This is a genomic window from Nocardia puris, from assembly GCF_003315035.1.
Classification (GTDB): domain Bacteria; phylum Actinomycetota; class Actinomycetes; order Mycobacteriales; family Mycobacteriaceae; genus Nocardia; species Nocardia puris.
Genome location: NZ_QNRE01000016.1, coordinates 164,194 through 180,617 on the forward strand (window position 1 = coordinate 164,194; position 16,424 = coordinate 180,617).

Annotated in this window: 13 protein-coding genes; 8 read left to right on the forward strand and 5 right to left on the reverse strand. The window is 70.9% G+C overall.

Annotated features, from left to right (window positions below; translation table 11 throughout):
• Window positions 1–78: 78 nt before the first annotated feature.
• Window positions 79–744 carry a TetR/AcrR family transcriptional regulator gene (locus tag DFR74_RS29960; RefSeq protein WP_067513381.1) on the reverse strand — a complete coding sequence of 222 codons (666 nt, stop codon included), beginning with the start codon at window positions 742–744 and terminating at the stop codon, window positions 79–81.
• 210 nt (window positions 745–954) lie between these two features.
• On the opposite strand from DFR74_RS29960, the gene DFR74_RS29965 reads away from it, so the two are divergent.
• The 6 genes from DFR74_RS29965 (at window position 955) to DFR74_RS29990 (ending at window position 7,573) form a co-directional block, all read left to right on the forward strand.
• Window positions 955–2,478 carry an amino acid permease gene (locus DFR74_RS29965; protein ID WP_067513336.1) on the forward strand — a complete coding sequence of 508 codons (1,524 nt, stop codon included), beginning with the start codon at window positions 955–957 and terminating at the stop codon, window positions 2,476–2,478.
• 70 nt (window positions 2,479–2,548) lie between these two features.
• Complete coding sequence (locus tag DFR74_RS29970) at window positions 2,549–3,304, forward strand: DUF1989 domain-containing protein (protein ID WP_067513334.1); 756 nt, start codon at window positions 2,549–2,551, stop codon at window positions 3,302–3,304.
• Window positions 3,301–3,921, forward strand: coding sequence for an urea amidolyase associated protein UAAP2 (locus DFR74_RS29975; RefSeq protein ID WP_067513332.1), 621 nt, complete (start codon window positions 3,301–3,303; stop codon window positions 3,919–3,921). The genes DFR74_RS29970 and DFR74_RS29975 overlap by 4 nt, the downstream gene beginning before the upstream one ends.
• Window positions 3,918–5,918 (forward strand): 5-oxoprolinase/urea amidolyase family protein, encoded by a 2,001-nt coding sequence (locus tag DFR74_RS29980; RefSeq protein ID WP_084538090.1) that lies wholly within the window; start codon window positions 3,918–3,920, stop codon window positions 5,916–5,918. The genes DFR74_RS29975 and DFR74_RS29980 overlap by 4 nt, the downstream gene beginning before the upstream one ends.
• 135 nt (window positions 5,919–6,053) lie before the next feature.
• Entirely contained in the window at window positions 6,054–6,452 is a 399-nt protein-coding gene (locus DFR74_RS29985) for a RidA family protein (protein ID WP_067513330.1), read from the forward strand.
• A 32-nt stretch (window positions 6,453–6,484) separates the two neighbouring features.
• A complete protein-coding gene (locus tag DFR74_RS29990; protein ID WP_084538089.1) occupies window positions 6,485–7,573 on the forward strand; it encodes an alkene reductase in 1,089 nt (362 codons plus the stop codon).
• Window positions 7,574–7,598: 25 nt separating this feature from the next.
• On the opposite strand, the gene DFR74_RS36325 is transcribed toward DFR74_RS29990, so the two are convergent.
• Window positions 7,599–7,751 carry a hypothetical protein gene (locus tag DFR74_RS36325; RefSeq protein ID WP_170160823.1) on the reverse strand — a complete coding sequence of 51 codons (153 nt, stop codon included), beginning with the start codon at window positions 7,749–7,751 and terminating at the stop codon, window positions 7,599–7,601.
• 97 nt (window positions 7,752–7,848) lie between these two features.
• Window positions 7,849–9,006: an epoxide hydrolase family protein gene (locus DFR74_RS29995; RefSeq protein WP_067513328.1), complete on the reverse strand. Its 1,158-nt coding sequence runs from the start codon at window positions 9,004–9,006 to the stop codon at window positions 7,849–7,851.
• 62 nt (window positions 9,007–9,068) lie between these two features.
• Here DFR74_RS29995 and DFR74_RS30000 point away from each other — a divergent pair, with 62 nt between their 5' ends.
• The gene (locus DFR74_RS30000; RefSeq protein WP_067513326.1) at window positions 9,069–10,019 is read left to right on the forward strand and encodes a helix-turn-helix transcriptional regulator; all 951 of its coding nucleotides are present in this window, start codon (window positions 9,069–9,071) and stop codon (window positions 10,017–10,019) included.
• Window positions 10,020–10,062: 43 nt separating this feature from the next.
• Here the strand turns inward: DFR74_RS30000 and DFR74_RS30005 are convergent, their stop codons facing one another.
• On the reverse strand, window positions 10,063–11,073 hold the full coding sequence (locus DFR74_RS30005; RefSeq protein ID WP_084538088.1) for an NAD(P)-dependent alcohol dehydrogenase: 1,011 nt from the start codon (window positions 11,071–11,073) through the stop codon (window positions 10,063–10,065).
• Between the two features lie 79 nt (window positions 11,074–11,152).
• Between DFR74_RS30005 and DFR74_RS30010 the strand changes: the two genes are divergently transcribed.
• The gene (locus DFR74_RS30010; protein ID WP_084538087.1) at window positions 11,153–11,809 is read left to right on the forward strand and encodes a TetR/AcrR family transcriptional regulator; all 657 of its coding nucleotides are present in this window, start codon (window positions 11,153–11,155) and stop codon (window positions 11,807–11,809) included.
• 93 nt (window positions 11,810–11,902) lie between these two features.
• On the opposite strand, the gene DFR74_RS30015 is transcribed toward DFR74_RS30010, so the two are convergent.
• Window positions 11,903–16,424: condensation domain-containing protein (locus DFR74_RS30015; RefSeq protein WP_147265988.1), on the reverse strand; the 4,522-nt coding region annotated here is incomplete at its 5' end.

Sequence of the window (16,424 nt, forward strand, 5' to 3'; positions counted from 1 at the left end):
ACCGTCGCGCGCCCGCCGCGACCTGCCGTGGATGCGGGGCGAAATAGTCGGCGAGCGCGTGGGGCTCGACGCTCCGAGTCAGTGCGAGCGGGCCAGCAGGGCGTCGGCGGCGGTGCGGGTGTCGCTCAGGTCGCCGGACCAGCCGAGGAGGCGCAGGGCGGCGTCGGGGATGGTGCGTTCGGCGTACGCGGGGGCCGTGCCCTCGTCGGAGCGAATGTTGATGACCGTTTCCACCAGGCGGAACGGCAGCACTTCCGCGCCCGGGATCGCGTCGTGCCCGGCGCCTTCCAGTACCGCGGCGGCGAAAGTCTCGTAGTGGACGCGCAATTCGTCGCGGCGCAGGCGGAAGGTGGCGAACCGTTCGGTACGCAGCTCGGGCAGCAGGTACAGCGCGCCCAGATTCCAGCGGGCGGCGCAGAGCTGGCGCACGTCGAACCGGGCCAGGGCGTAGAGGCGAACGGGGGCGGGTTCCGGCGCAGAGCGCAGTGTGTGCGCGAGTTCCAGAGGGCTGGCGACGGTTTCGGCCAGCAGGGCGTCGAGGATGTCGTCCTTGGCGGCGAAATGATGGTAGAGCGAGGCCTGCCGGATGCCGACCGCGTCGGCGACCGCCCGCGTGGAGGTGTTGGCGTACCCCTTGGTGGTGAACAGTTCGCCCGCCGCGTCGAGGATCTCGTCGCGCGGTGTGCGACCGCGCCGGGGTCGCTGCTGCTCTAGCCGGGGACGACCGGGACCGGGGTTTGCCACATCATCCATTCTGGCATCGCCCAAGTCGCCCGCGGCTCGCCCGGCCGGACACCGCCACCGCGCGGAGAGGTTTCTGTCACTCGACAGAAACCTGGGCAACGCAGAAGTTACCCACGTTCCCGGAAGCGATACACGGGCGACACCGGAATCGCGATCGCGGCGGCAAAACTGTCATGCGATAGGTATTTGGCCGCACGCCGAAGGATCATCATGGCCACGACAGTCGCATCACCACCCACCGCCGAGACCGACAGCGCCGATCTGGCCCGCTTCGGCTACCGACCCGTCCTGCACCGCAAACTGGGCCGCTACGCCTCGTTCGCGGCGGGTTTCTCGTTCGTCTCCATCCTCACCACCATCTTCCAGTTCTTCGGCTTCGGCTATTCGTTCGGCGGCGCCGCGTTCTTCTGGACCTGGCCGATCGTGTTCGCCGGCCAGTTTCTGGTGGCGCTGAACTTCGCCGAGCTCGCCGCGCGCTACCCGATCTCGGGCTGCATCTACCAGTGGTCGCGCCGCCTCGGCGGCGAGATCGTCGGCTGGTTCGCGGGCTGGATGATGATCATCGCCCAGATCGTCACCGCCGCCGCGGCCGCCATCGCGCTGCAAGTGGTGCTGCCCTCGATCTGGAGCGGTTTCCAGCTCATCGGCGAGGACACCGCGCTCACCTCGCCGTCGGGCGCGACCAACGCGGTGCTGCTGGGCAGCATCCTGCTGGTGATCACCACCACGATCAATGTCATCGGCATCGACCTGATGGCGCGGATCAACTCCATCGGCGTCACCATCGAGATCGTGGGCGTGGCCGCCGTCATCGGCCTGTTCTTCGTCGACGCCGAGCGCGGCCCCGACGTGGTGCTCAGCACCGAGCACGCCGTGCCCGGCCCGTACTGGGCGGCGTTCCTGGTCTCGGGCCTGATGGCGGCCTACGTGATGGTCGGATTCGATTCCGCCGGTGAGCTTTCCGAGGAGACGAAGAACCCGCGCCGGGTCGCGCCGCGCACCATCCTGTCGGCGCTGTCGGTCTCCGCGCTGGGCGGCGGCCTGATGATGCTGGGCGCGCTCATGGCCGCGCCGAGCCTGTCCGACGGCGCGCTGGCCACCGACGGCCTGGCCTACGTGATCACCGCGAAGCTGAACAGCCCGGCGGGCACGGTGCTGCTCGGCTGCGTCGCGGTGGCGGTGTTCGTCTGCACGCTGGCCATCCAGACCGCCGGCTCGCGCCTGCTGTTCTCGATGGCCCGCGACGGCAAGCTGCCGTTCGCGCGGCAACTGGCCGCCGTGCATCCGCGCTTCGGCACCCCCGTGCTGCCCGCGATCGTGATCGGCGCGCTCGGCATCGTGCTGCTCGTGGTGAACCTGGGCAACGCCGCCATCTTCGCCACCCTGGCCAGCGTGTGCATCGTCTCGCTGTACCTGGCGTACCTGCTGGTGACGGTCCCGCTGCTGCGGCAGCGCCTGAAGGGCTGGGGCCGCGGCGACGACGTGACCGATCCGTCGCTGTTCGCGCTCGGCCGCTTCGGCATCCCGGTGAACGCCGTCGCCGTGGTGTGGGGCATCGCGATGGTGATCAACCTGGCCTGGCCGCGCCCCGAGGTGTACGCGCCCGACGGCGGCGGCGGGTGGGTGCTCTGGGCCGCACCGCTTTTCGTGCTCACCGTGGTGTCGATCGGCGCGCTCGTGCGCTGGTTCGTGGTGTCGCGTCCCGCCGCGGACACCGCTCCCGCCACCGTCTGACCGATCCGTTCCACGCGGCCGTGCGCGGTGGTCACCGCCGCCGCGCACGGCCCCTCTCGAAAGGGAACCGATGACTGAAACCAGCACCGCGTCGACCGGGGGCGCCCGGGAGCATGCCAGGGCTCAGGCCGCCGCCGCGCTCCTCGCGACACCCGATCTGCCCTCGGGCGTCGATCCGGCGAGAATCACGTGGTCCCAGCGGATTCCGCCGGCCGGCTACGCCAACGTCGTCCTCGGGCGCGGCACGCGGGTGCGGTTCGCCGATCCCGCCGCGGCGGCCTGCGCGCACGTGCTGCTGCTGCGCGCCGACGCGCCGTGGGAGCGGCTGAATGTCGCAGACACGGTGAAAGTTCCTTGGCAGGCTTACCTTTCGCCGGGCCACCCGTTGCTCACCGATCAGGGACGCGTGCTCGCCACGGTGGTGGCCGACACCTCCGGCCGGCACGACACGCTGTGCGGCCCCTCCGCCGTGGCGCGCGACCTCCTGCATTCGGCCGGCGCGAAACAGGGGCTGGCGCCGCGTGACATCGCACCGACGGTGTCGTTCTTCCGCGGCGTCCGCGTGGAATCCGACGGCGCGCTCACCGCCACGGGCAGCGCCGAGGCGAGCGCGTCGATCGACCTGCTGCTGCACCTGCCCGCGATCCTGCTGGTGGCCAACGCCCCGCATCCGCTGGACGAGCGCCCCACCACCGACCTGGACGTGGTCGCCTGGGCGGCGCCCGCCGACCTGACGACCAGCCCCGGCGCCGACCCGGAATACCTACGGGCCGTGGAGAACACCGAGGCGGCCTGGACCGCCCTGACCGTGGAGGCGACGGCATGACCTCGGCATCGACCCTCACCACCGTGCTCGACGAGACCGTCCCCGCCCGCGCGCCGTGGTCGGCGATCGTGCGGGCGGGCGAGCAGCTCACGATCATCGATCTGCACGGCAACCAAGCCGTGGACTGCCTGCTCTACTCCGCCGCCGACCACACCCAGCGCTACAGCGCGCAGGCCACGATCGTCGCGCAGCGCAACATCTTCCTGACCACCGGCAGCGTGCTGCGCACCGATTCCGGCGCGCCGCTGATGACGGTCGTCGCCGACGAGGTCGGCAACCACGACACGATCGCCGGCGCGTGCTCGCAGGAGTCGAACACCCTGCGCTACGGCCACCACACCCGCCACCAGCACGCCTGCGTGGAGAACTTCCTCACCGAGGCCCGGAAATGGGGGCTGGGCAAACGGGATCTGGTGTCGAATATCAACTGGTTCATGAACGTTCCCGTGGAGCGCGACGGCACGCTCGGCATCGTGGACGGACTCTCCGCGCCGGGCAAGACGGTGACGCTGCGCGCCGAGATCGACACGCTCGTACTGGTGTCGAACTGCCCGCAGATCAATAACCCCTGCAACGGTTTCGATCCGACGCCCGTGCGCATGGTGGTCACGCGATGACCACGGTCGAGGAATACGTCGCCGCACCAGAACTCGCGCCGGTCGTCGCGTGCGCCGAGGTTGTCCGGCCGGGCACGCTCGTCACGGTGCAGGACTGGCCGGGGCGGGTCGGGTACTGGCACGTGGGGGTGCCGCCGTCGGGCCCGATGGACGATCTGTCGTTCCGGCTCGGCAACCGCGTCCTCGGAAACGACGAGGGCGCACCGGGATTGGAGTGCACGCTGGCCGGACCGGCGCTGCGGTTCACCACCGAGACCTGGGTCTGCGTGACGGGTGCGCCCGCGCCGGTCACCGTGGACGGCCAGCCCGTCGAACAGTGGCGGACCGTGCGCGTTCCAGCGGGCGGCCTGCTCGAGGTCGGCGCGATCCGCGGGCCCGGCATGCGCACTTACGTTCTCGTCTCGGGCGGCTTCACTCTCCCTGAATACTTGGGCAGCGCCGCCACTTTCACGCTCGGCCGCTTCGGCGGCGTCGACGGCGGACCGTTGCGTGCCGGGATGGAGCTACCTCTGGGCTTGGCTCGCACACCTATCGCGGCCGCCGTGCCGATGGGCGATCAACCCGTGCTGGCCCGGCGCTGGGAGGTGGCGGTCACCGAAGGTCCGCACGGCGCGCCGGAGTTCTTCACCCGCAAGGACTTCGACACCATCGTCGGCACCGACTACGAGGTGCATTTCAACTCCGACCGCACGGGCGTGCGGTTGATCGGGCCGAAACCCGAGTGGGCGCGCACCGACGGCGGCGAAGCGGGGCTGCACCCGTCGAACATCCACGACACCCCGTATTCCGTTGGCGCGCTGGATTTCACCGGCGACACCCCGATCCTGCTCGGCCCCGACGGGCCGAGTCTGGGCGGATTCGTCTGCCCGGTCACCGTGGTCTCCGCCGACCGGTGGAAACTCGGCCAGCTCGCGCCGGGCGACGCCGTGCGGTTCGTGCCGGTGCGCCGCGAACACGCCGCCTCCCCCAGGGAACTCGGCTCGGGCCGGCGCGCGGCGTGGTCCACCGTGCTGTCACCCGGCGGCGACGGTGACGACGGCGTCCTGCGCCGGGCGGACGTGGACGACGAAGTCGGCGTGACCTATCGCCGCCAGGGCGACGACGGCATCCTGGTCGAATACGGCACGATGACCCTGGATCTGGGCCTGCGCGCCCGCGTGCACGCCCTGCATCAGCATCTGCTGGCCGCCGCCCCGCGCGGCGTCGTGGAGCTGACGCCGGGTGTGCGCTCGTTGCAGATCCGGGTCGACCCGCACGTGCTCCCCGTGCCCCGCCTGCTCGCGCTCCTCGCCGAAGCCGAGGGCGAACTGCCCGGCGCCGACCGCCTGGTCGTGCCGAGCCGCACCGTGCACCTGCCGCTCTCCTGGGACGACCCGTCCACCAGGGAGGCCATCACCCGGTACATGCACGGGGTGCGGGCCGACGCGCCCTGGTGCCCGTGGAACATCGAATTCATCCGCCGCGTCAACGGATTGGCGAGCGTGGAGGAGGTGTACGACACCGTGTTCGGCGCGCAGTACCTGGTGCTCGGCCTGGGCGATGTCTACCTCGGCGCGCCCGTCGCCACTCCGATCGATCCGCGCCACCGGCTCGTCACCACGAAGTACAACCCGGCGCGCACCTGGACGCCCGAGAACGCCGTCGGCATCGGCGGCGCGTACCTGTGCATCTACGGGATGGAAGGTCCGGGCGGCTACCAGTTCGTCGGCCGCACCACCCAGGTGTGGAACCACCGCGCCACCGAAACACCGTGGCTGCTGCGCTATTTCGACCGCATCAGCTGGTACCCGGTGAGCGCGGAGGAATTGCTCGACCTGCGCGCCGATTTCGCGGCGGGCAAGGTGGACGTCCGCGCCGAGGACGGTGAGTTCCGCCTCGCCGACTACCGGGCGTTCCTGGACGAGAACGCCACCGCCATCGCCGAGTTCCGCGCTGCGCAGTCCGAGGCATTCGGCGCCGAGCGCGAATCATGGCGTTTGGCAGGCGAACTCGGCTGAGCCGATACCGGCCGGGGCGCTCGGCTCGGCTCGCTCGCCGGGCGCACCCCTCCGTGTTGACACCGGCCTCTCCGCCGTGTCAGTATCTGTATGCACATACATTGATTGCAAGTACATACAAGAAAGAGCGGGACAATGACGACCACCCAGCGCCTCGAGAAGATCGCCACCACCCCCGACTGGTACGCGCCGTACAAGATCTCGCAGGCGATCCGGGCCTACGGACTGCTGCACGTGTCCGGTCAGGCGGGCATCGACGAGCACGGCCGCACCGTCTCCGACGATTTCCTCACGCAGGGGCGGCAGGCCTTCGCCAATATCGAGCGCGTGCTGGCCGAGGCCGGGGCCGGCTTCGAGGACGTGGTCAAAGTAGGCATCTTCGTCACCGATATGGCCGCCAACCTCGACAAGGTCATCCAGCTCCGCGGCGAGTTCCTCCGCGAGCCCTACCCCGCCGACACCCTGCTCCAGGTGGCCGCCCTCGCCCAGCCCGACTGGCAGATCGAAGTCGAAGTCACCGCACTCGCCCGCTGATTCCCGATCCCGCGTTCCTGAGAGGAAAACCCTTGTCCGACAACCTTTTGCTGCGTCCCTACCAGCGTGGCGCGCTCGACTTGCCGAACCGCATCGCGATGGCTCCGATGACCAGGGGGCGGGCCGATGACGCCACCGGCGTTCCGCACCCGCTCACCAAGGACTACTATGCCCAGCGGGCGAGCGCGGGCCTGATCGTCACCGAGGGCATCTACCCCCACATCCTCGGCAAGGGTGGTCCCGGTATCCCCGGTCTCGTGGACGACGCGCAGGTGGCGGGCTGGCGCGAGGTCACCGACGCGGTGCACGCGGCCGGCGGGCGCATTTTCGCCCAGCTGTGGCATGTCGGCCGGATGACCCACCCGCTGGTGCTGCCCGGCGGCGCGACGCCGCTGGCGCCCTCCCCCGTCCGGATCACCGGCTCACGGATCTTCACCGATCAGGGGCTGGTGGAGCACGTCACGCCACGCGCGATGACGACCTCCGAGGCCGACGCCACCATCGAGCATTTCGCCGCCGAGGCGCGCAACGCGATCGCGGCCGGGTTCGACGGCGTCGAGGTCCACGGCGCGAACGGCTATCTGATCCAGCAGTTCCTCGCGGAGAACACGAACCGGCGGACCGACCGCTACGGCGGTTCGCGCAACGGCAGGCTCCGGCTGGCCGTCGATATCGTCACCGCCGTCGCGGCGGCGGTGGGCGCCGAACGCGTCGGCCTGCGCGTCTCCCCGGACAACCCGGAAAACGAGATCGCGGAACAGGATCCGCAGGGCACCTACCGGGCGCTGGTGGACGCCCTCGACCCGCTCGGCCTCGCCTACCTCCACGTGATCGAGCGCGGTGAGTACGCCGCCCTCGCCGACCTGCGACCCCGCTGGTCGGGCACTCTCATCGCGAACTTCAACGGCCCGTCCCCCACCACGCGCGACGCGGGTGAGAAAGTGCTGAGTTCCGGTCTGGCCGACGTGTTCTCGTTCGGGCGACTCTTCCTCGGCAACCCCGACCTGCCCGCCCGGTTCGCCTCCGGAGCTCCGCTCAACGACTACGCGCGCGAGCTGATCTACGGCGGCGGCGCGGAGGGGTACACGGACTATCCCGCGCTGACGGCCGAACGGGTTTGAGGCCGGGGCACGTTCGGCTGGACCGTCACCAGCCGAAATGCTCGGCCAGGTCGATGGATTCGTCGTCCCACCGCTGTTCGATGCGGCGGCGTTGCGCCTCCGGCAGTTCCGGGCGCCACCCGCAACGCCGCCAGAACAGTTCCCGGTGCTCCTGCGTCATCCGCAACGGCTCGCTCATCGCGCTCACTCCCTGCCCGCCGTGTGCTCCCCACCCACGAGTGTGAGCCTGTTCCGGCGGCGGCACACCGGAACAGGCTCACGAAAGGGGTTGCGATTCAGCGCAGGTCGCGGAAGAACTCGCGCACGTCGGTGGTGAGGAGTTCGGGCTCCTCCAGCGCCGCGAAGTGCCCGCCGCGATCGTTCACGTCGGTCCAGCGCACGATCGTGTTGTCCTGCTCGTCGAAGCGGCGGATCGCCACGTCGTGCGCGAAGACGATGACGCCGGTCGGCACACCGGAATTCACCTTCTCCACACCCCATTCCGCTTCCTGCGCGTATCCGACGTAGGCCGCCGAGCCCGCGGTTCCGGTGAGCCAGTACAGCATCGCGTTGGTGAGCAGCCGGTCGCGGTCGATGATCTCGTCCGGCTCCACATTCCGCGGGTGGGTCCACTCGCGGAACTTATCCATGATCCACGCCAGCTGCCCCACCGGGGAATCGACCAGCCCGTAGGCCAGCGCCTGCGGACGCGTGGACTGGATCGCGATGTAGCCGAACTCCTCCTGCATGAACGCCTCGACCCGCGCGATGCGGTCGCGTTCGATCTCGCTGAGGCTCGCCAGATCCTCCTCGGAGAGCGGCAGTTCCGGGAATCCGCCCACGCCGCCGTTGGTGTGCACGCCCGTCACCCGCTCGGGCGCCACGCGCGCCACCTCGGGGCTCACCGCCGCGCCGATGTCACCGCCCTGCACGCCGTACTTCTCGTAGCCGAGCCGCGCCATGAGCTCCGCCCACGCCCGCGCGATGCGCTCGACGTTCCAGCCCGCCTCGGTGACCGGACCGGAGAACCCGAAGCCGGGCAGCGAGGGAATCACCACGTGGAACGCGTCCGCCGGGTCCCCGCCGTGCGCCCGCGGATCGGTGAGCGGGCCGATCATGTCGAGGAATTCGACGATGGAACCGGGCCAGCCGTGGGTGAGCAGCAGCGGGAGCGCGCCGGGCTCCGGGGAGCGCACGTGCAGGAAGTGGATGTTCTGCCCGTCGATCTCGGTGACGAACTGCGGGTAGCTGTTGAGCTCGCGCTCCGCCGCGCGCCAGTCGTAGCCGGTGCGCCAGTACTCCACCAGGTCGCGCAGCCAGGCGGTGGGGACGCCGGTGGTCCAGTCGTCACCGGGCAGCGGTGCCGGGAAGCGGGTGTTCTCGAGGCGGCGGTGCAGGTCGTCGATCTGCGACTGGGGGATCTCGACTCGGAATTCGGTGATCTGGAAGTTCATGAGAACTACGATATTGTCAAGCTAGGACAGGTTCCGCCCTAGGCTGCCGGAAGACTGAAAGAATGTTGGAAACCTCCGCACGACTGCTGCGTCTGCTCTCCCTGTTGCAGACTCCGCGCGACTGGACCGGCACCGAACTCGCCGACCGGCTCGACGTGGACGTCCGCACCGTCCGCCGCGATATCGACAAGCTGCGCACCCTCGGCTACCCGGTGGAGGCGACCGCCGGGGTGGCCGGGTACCGGCTGGGCGCGGGCGCGAAACTGCCGCCGCTGCTGCTCGACGACGAGGAGGCGGTGGCGGTGGTGATCGGGCTGCGCACGGCCGCGGGCGGGACGGTCGCCGGTATCGAGGACAGTTCGCTGCGGGCGCTGACCAAGCTGGAGCAGGTACTACCGTCGCGCCTGCGGCACCGGGTGCAGACATTGAGCGCGGCCACCGTGACGGTGCCCGCCGGGGCGAACACCGTGGACGCCGACGTGCTCACCGCCGTCGCCGGGGCGATCCGCGACAACCATCGGCTGCGCTTCGACTACGGCACGCACAGCGGGGGCGAATCGGTGCGCACGGTCGAGCCGTATCGCATGGCGCACACCGGCCGGCGCTGGTACCTCGTCGCCTGGGACGTCGATCGCGAGGACTGGCGCACCTTCCGCGTGGACCGCCTGCGCCCGCGCATCCCCACGGGTCCGCGCTTCACACCGAAGGAGCCGCCGGAAGAGGCGCTGCCCGAATACATCTCACGCGGCACCACCACCTCGGCGTACCGGTACGCCGCCCGGATCACGCTGTACACCTCCGCCGAGGTGGCGGCCGATCGCATCGCGCCCAGCGTCGGGATGATCGAGCCGATCGACGCCGAAACCTGCCTGCTGCACACCGGATCCAACTCCCTCGACGAGATCGCCGTGTACGTAGCGCTTTTCGACTTCCCGTTCACGGTGCACGAGCCACCCGAACTCGTGGAGCGGGTGCGCACGCTCGCGGGGCGGTTCGCCGAGGCGGTGGAGTGAGCGGGCACGGCGGCGCGGACAACCGTTGGCGGTGGAACCCGGGTCAGATCGTGAGCACAGACTTCCCGGCCGCGTGCCCCTCGGCGACATGCGCCACGGCACCGGCGGCTTCGGCCAAGGGGCGCTCGCTTTCGATCACCGGGCGCAGCTTCCCCTGCGCGACCAGGTCGGCCAGGTACTCGAGATCCGGGCGCGTCGGGCTCATGAACAGGGCGCGCAGGTTCTGTTTCGCGAAAAGGTTGATGGCCAGTGCTTTTCCGATCCCCGGGATCGGGCCGAACCAGTCGCCGCCGAATCCGGCCCCCGAGGACACGAAGGTGCCGCCGTCGGTGAGAATACGCCGCCACTGCGCGAGGGTGTGGTTGCCCGCCAGGTCGAACCCCACGTCATAGCGATCGGACCGAGCGGTGAAATCCTCTGTGGTGTAATCGATCACGATGTCCGCGCCGAGTGCGCGCACGCGGTCGATGTGCCGGGTGCTGCACACGGCGGTGACGTGCGCGCCGAGCGCCTTGGCGATCTGCACCGCCGCACTGCCGACACCGCCCGACGCGCCGTTGATCAGGACGGACTGCCCCGCGCGCAGGCCGCCGACGTCGCGCAGGCCCTGTAGCGCGGTCAACGCCGAGTCCGGCAGAGCGGCGGACTCCTCGAAGCGCAGGCCGGCGGGTGCGGGCGCGAGACGGTCGGCCCGCACCGCGACGTACTCCGCGAACGAGCCGGAAATAGCTGCGCCGTAGACGGATTCGCCCACGCGCACGTCGGTGACCTCCGCCCCGGCCGCTACCACCTCCCCCGCGAAGTCGTGCCCGATCACGCGGTGCCTGGGCTTGCGGAGCCCGAAACCGAGGCGCAGGACGTACGGCTTGCCCGCGAGCAAGTGCACATCCCCCTTGCAGACCGCGGCGGCGCGCACCCGGACCAGCACCTCCCGCGCGGTGGGCGCGGGGCGCTCGACCCGCTCGACGCGCAGCGCCGCGCTGTCGCCGTAGCGCGGCGCGATCACCGCCGTCATGGTGGGGGTTCCGGCCCGCACCTTGGACAACTCCGTCATGACTCCACCTCTACTTACATCGTAAGTTCATTGTGGCGAATGCTACGCTTACGGTGTAAGTACGTCAAGGGAGGCCGGGATGCCCAAGTCCGCCGAGCGTGCGCCGCTGTCCCGCGAGCGGGTGCTGCGCGCCGCCCTGCGCTACGCCGACGAGCACGGGCTCGCGGCGCTGTCCATGCGCAAACTCGCCCAGGAGCTGGGTGTGGAGGCCATGTCGCTGTACAACCACGTCGCCGGCAAGGACGACTTGCTCGACGGGCTCGCCGATCTGGTGGTCGCCGAGATCGCGGTGCCGGAGATCGGCGGCGACTGGAAGGCGGCCATGCGGGCCCGCGCCCATTCGGCGCGCGCCGCGCTGCGCGCCCACCCGTGGGCGAGCGGACTGATCAGCTCCCGCGTGATCGTGGGCCCGGCGATGCTGCGCTACATCGACGCCACCCTCGGCTGCCTGCACGCGGCGGGCTTCACCTACATCCAGGCCGACCGCGCGTGGAACGCCATGGACAGCCACATCTACGGATTCACCTTGCAGGAGAACACCTTCCCCCTGCGACCCGACGAATACGCCACGGCCGCGGCACAATTCCTCCCCCTCATCCCCGAATCCACCCACCCCCATATGAACGCCCTCTCCCGCCTGGTCATCGACGGCACCCACCCCGGCCCCGCCGACTTCGACTTCGGACTGAACCTCCTCCTCGACGGCCTGGACCGCCTCCTCGCCGAAGGGAAGTGAAGGTCCCCGCCGTCTCCGGGTAGCCACGTCCCGCGGGCCGATGAGGGTACCCCGGTCGGCGCGGACCGTAGCGGTTCGCGCCGACCCGGTACGTCACTCCGCGACGATGAGGCGGATCTGGTCGTCGGCTTGGTCGGTGGGGTCGGCCGGGGTGGTGAACCAGTGGGTGACCTCGCCTTCCTCCAAGTCGGCGGAGAGGTCGCCGGTGGGGAGGACGGAGAGGGCGCCCGCGGTGGCGGTGGCGATGAACTCCGACAGGGCGGGGCGGCCCGCGGCGGCGGTGGTGAACGTGGTCGACTCGTAGTCGATGTCGTTCGCCTCGCGCAGACGCTGGCCCAGATCCAGCACCTCGGTCTGGGTCAGGGTGACGGGCGCGCCGTCGACCAGCTCCACAAACGCCGGGTGTTCCTCGCCGAGCGGGCGCACCCGGTCGGCGTAGGACACCGGATGGCCCGGCGCGGCGGCCAATTCGGCCTGCACCGCCGGGTCGCTCGGCACGATCCAGCCGACCGCGTCGTCCCCCGCTTCCGTCGCGATGCCGAAAGCGGCTCCGGCCGAAGCGATCTCGGCGGCACTCAGCCCGTGGGCGAAAAGCACTGCGGCACCGGCCTTCTGCACCGCCCACACGGCCACCACCGAGTCCACCGAGCGCGGCAGCGCGACCGCCACCACGTCGCCGGGCCCGATGCCCCGCCCGATCAGCACCCGCGCCAGCTGCGAGGACCGCCGGTCCAGCACGTGGTACTCGTGCTCGTCGCCGCCGTCGAGCAGCGCGGGCGCCTGCGGATCGGCCTCGACCACCTCGGCGAGCACCTTGGCCACCGTGCGCGCGCCGACCCGGTTCACCGTCTCCGGCGCGGCGGCCACCCCCGACTCGGCGAGCAGTTCGGCTCGCTCCGCCTCGTCCAGGATGTCGATATCGCCGACCGGGCGATCCGGATCGCCGGCCAGGCCCTCCAGCACTCGCATCAGCCGGGCGCCGAGGGTCCGCACCTCCTCCTCGGTGAAGCGGCTGCGCAGGTACTCGAAGCTCACGCCGAGCGTCGACTCCGCGGCCGCCTTCAGCGTCAGCGGGTAGTGCGTGGTGTTGGCGACGTCCACGCCGCGCACCGACATCCCGTCGATCGAGCTGGCGGCCTCGATGGCCTCCCGGTCGATCGGGTACGACTCGAAGACGTACAGCGTGTCGAACTGCGAGCCGGGGCCCGCCGCGCGCTGGATGTCGGCCAGGCCGACGTAGTGGTGATCCAGCAGCTCGGCCTGCTCGCGCTGAAGCCCGCGCAGCTGTTCGTCGATGGTGCCGCGATCGTCGATGCGCACCCGCACCGGCAGCGTGTTGATGAACAGGCCGACCATCGACTCGACGCCGGGCAGTTCGGCCGGGCGGCCCGAGACGGTGGCGCCGAACGTCACGTCCGAGCGCCCGGTGAGCCTGCCGAGCAGGATGCCCCACGCCGCCGACACCAGGGTGTTCACCGTGATGCCCAGTTCGGCGCAGTGCTTGACCAGCGTCCGGGTGCGGTCCTCGTCGAGTTCGATGACGACCTTGCCGGTGCGGTAGTCCTCGGCGCCGCGCGGCGGCGGGGCCAGTTCGGTCGGCTCGCGCAGACCGTCGAAGGCCGCCGCCCAGGTGCGCAGCGACTCGTCCAGGTCGCGGTGGGTCAGCCAGTCCAGGAAGTCGCGGTAACCGGCCACCGTCGGCAGCGCCGACACGTCGCCGTGCACCGCGTACAGCACCAGCAGGTCCTGCATGAGCAGCGGCATGGACCAGCCGTCGAGCAGCAGGTGGTGAGTGGTGATCACCAGGTGCCAGCGGTCGGCGGCGGTGCGGTACAGGCTGTAGCGCACCAGCGGCGGCGCGGCCATGTCGAACTTGCGTTCCAGCTCCTCGGTGAGCCGGGCGCGCAGTTCCTCCTCGCGCCGCTCCTCCGGCAGCACGGTGAGATCGACCTCGCGCCACGGCACCTCGAGCCCGTCGACCGGGATCTGCACGGACTGGCCGGCGGAGTCGGTGACGAACGCGGTCCGCAGGTTCGGGTAGCGGTCCAGCAGCGCCTGCGCGGCGTGACGCAGGCGCCCGGCGTCGACCACGCCGGACAGGTCGATGACCGCCTGCATGTTGTAGACGTCCACCGCAGCGGTGGTCATCAGCGCGTGGAACAGCAGACCCGATTGCAGCGGCGTCACCGGCCACACCTCGGCCATGCCGGGGTAGGTGCGCTCCCACACGTCGATGTCGTCCTGCGCGACGCGCACCAGCGGCAGGTCCGAGGGGGTGCGGCCGCCGACGCCCGGCCGGTCCGCCAGAGTGGCGAGCGCGGTGAGCGCGGCGACCCAGCCCTCGGCCAGTTCCCGCAGGCGGTCCGCGGGCAGCACACCCGAGGGCGCGGCGAAGCCGGCCACCAGCTCGTCGCCCGCGATCATGGCGTCGATCTCGACGACCGCACCGGCGGGCCGGCCCGGATCGGTGACGGTGACGAGTTCGGCGGGCAGTTCACCCAGGTACCGGAACGCGATCTGCGCCGTGTCGGGCTGTCCGAGCAGTGCGTGGCCGCGACCGTGATCCGGCACCGCGAGCAACTGCTCCTTGACCGACTTCACCAGGCGGCCCAGCGTGTCACCGCCGGCAAGCGCGTCGGTGAGGTCGATCTCGCCGAGGTCGATCCGCACCGGGTGCTCGATGTCGAACGCGCCGAGGGTCCGCGCCAGGTCGGCGCCCGCCGCGGCGCGCACCGCGCGACCGTCGCCGGTGCGGCGGACGAGCACAGACGTGCCGTGCTGCTCGCCGCGCCAGCGCACCACGGCCAGGGCAAGCGCCGTGACGAGTCCGTGTTCGGTCTCGCCGTGGAAGGCCGCGGGCAGCGCGGTGCGCAGCGCCTCGGTGACCTCGGCGGGCACGGTGACCCGGATCCGTTCGACGGTGCCCGCGGTGTCCAGCGCCGGGTCGAGTTCCCGTGCGCCGAGCCGGTTCTCGGCGGTGCCCGCCACGTCCTGCCAGAACGGCAGTTCCGCCTCGCGCACCTCGTCGGCGGCCACGCTGTGCGCCCAGCGGCGCAGCGAGGCGCCGACCGAGGGCAGCTCCAGCGGGGCGTCGACGCCGAATCGCTCGGCGGCGGTGGACAGCTCGGTGAGCAGCGTCCGCCAGGACGGACCGTCCAGCGCGAAACGGTGTGCCACCACGAGCAATTCGTCGGGGCGGTTGTCCGCGAAGGTGAACAGCACGAACTGCGCCACCACACCCTGTTCGGGATCGAGCCGATCGGCGGCGGCCAGGCGTTCGGCCGCCACCAGCCCGTCCAGGTCCGCGCCGTGTTCGACGCGCACCTCCCGCAGCAGCGGTTCCACCTCGACGCGCGGCAGCGCCTCGAACACGCCGTCACGCAGCCGCAGGCGCAGCGCGTCGTGCCGGTCGACCAGCACCTCGAGCGCGTCGAGCAGCGTGTACCAGTCCAGTGCGGCGGGCAGCGGCAGCAGCGCGGCCCGCGCGTAGGTCCGCGCGCCGTCGGCCAGGGCCGCGGCGACGGCGGGCGGCAGCGGCATCTCGCCGACACCGCCGCCGGGCAGTTCGGCGGGCACGCCGAAGGCGTCGGCGATGTGCGCGACCGTGGCGAGCGCGGCGACGCTGCGCTGGTCGAACACGTCGCGGACGCTGAACTCGACGCCGAGCGCCTTGGCCCGCGACACCAGCTGGATGGACAGGATGCTGTTGCCGCCGAGGCCGAAGAAATCATCGTCGGCGCCGATGTGCTCGATGCCGAGCACGTCGGCGAACACGGTGGCCACGATCTTCTCGGCCCGGGTGGACGGCGCGCGGAACGCGGCCTTCTCGAAGGTCGGCTCCGGCAGCGCGGTGCGGTCCAGCTTGCCGTTCGCGTTGAGCGGCAGGGCATCCAGCGCGACGAACGCGCTGGGCACCATGTAGGACGGCAGGTCCGCCGCGAGCGCCGACTGCAAGGCACGCTTGTCGAGTTCGCCGGTCTCCGGGTCGAGGCCCGCCGGGGTGGGCACGACGTAGGCGACGAGGCGGTCGCCGAGGCCGGGATCGTTGTGCGCGAGCACCGCGGCCGCGGCGATGGTGTCGCGGCGCAGCAGCGCGGCCTCGATCTCGCCGAGTTCGATGCGGAAACCGCGGATCTTCACCTGGAAGTCGGTACGACCCCGATACTCCAACTCGCCGTCGGCATTCCACGCCACCAGGTCGCCGGTGCGGTACATCCGGGCGCCATCCGCTTCGAAGGGGTTGGCCACGAAGCGATCCGCGGTGAGGTCGGGGCGGGCGAAGTAGCCGCGCGCCAATTGCGTTCCGGACAGGTACAACTCGCCCGCCACGCCCACGGGGACGGGACGCAGCCGCGCGTCGAGCACGTAGACCTGGCTGTTCCACTCCGGCGCGCCGATCGACACGGACGCCTGGTCGGCGTCGGTGACGGCGTGGTTGGTGATGGAGACGGCCGCCTCGGTGGGACCGTACAGGTTGAACAGCGCGGCCGCGTTGGTGGCGCGGAATCGCTGCGCGGTGTCGGCCGGGAGGGCTTCGCCGATCGCCAGCACCCGCCGCAACGAATCCGGCAGACGCCCATCAGATTCGGTCAGCAACGCATCCAACATCGACGGC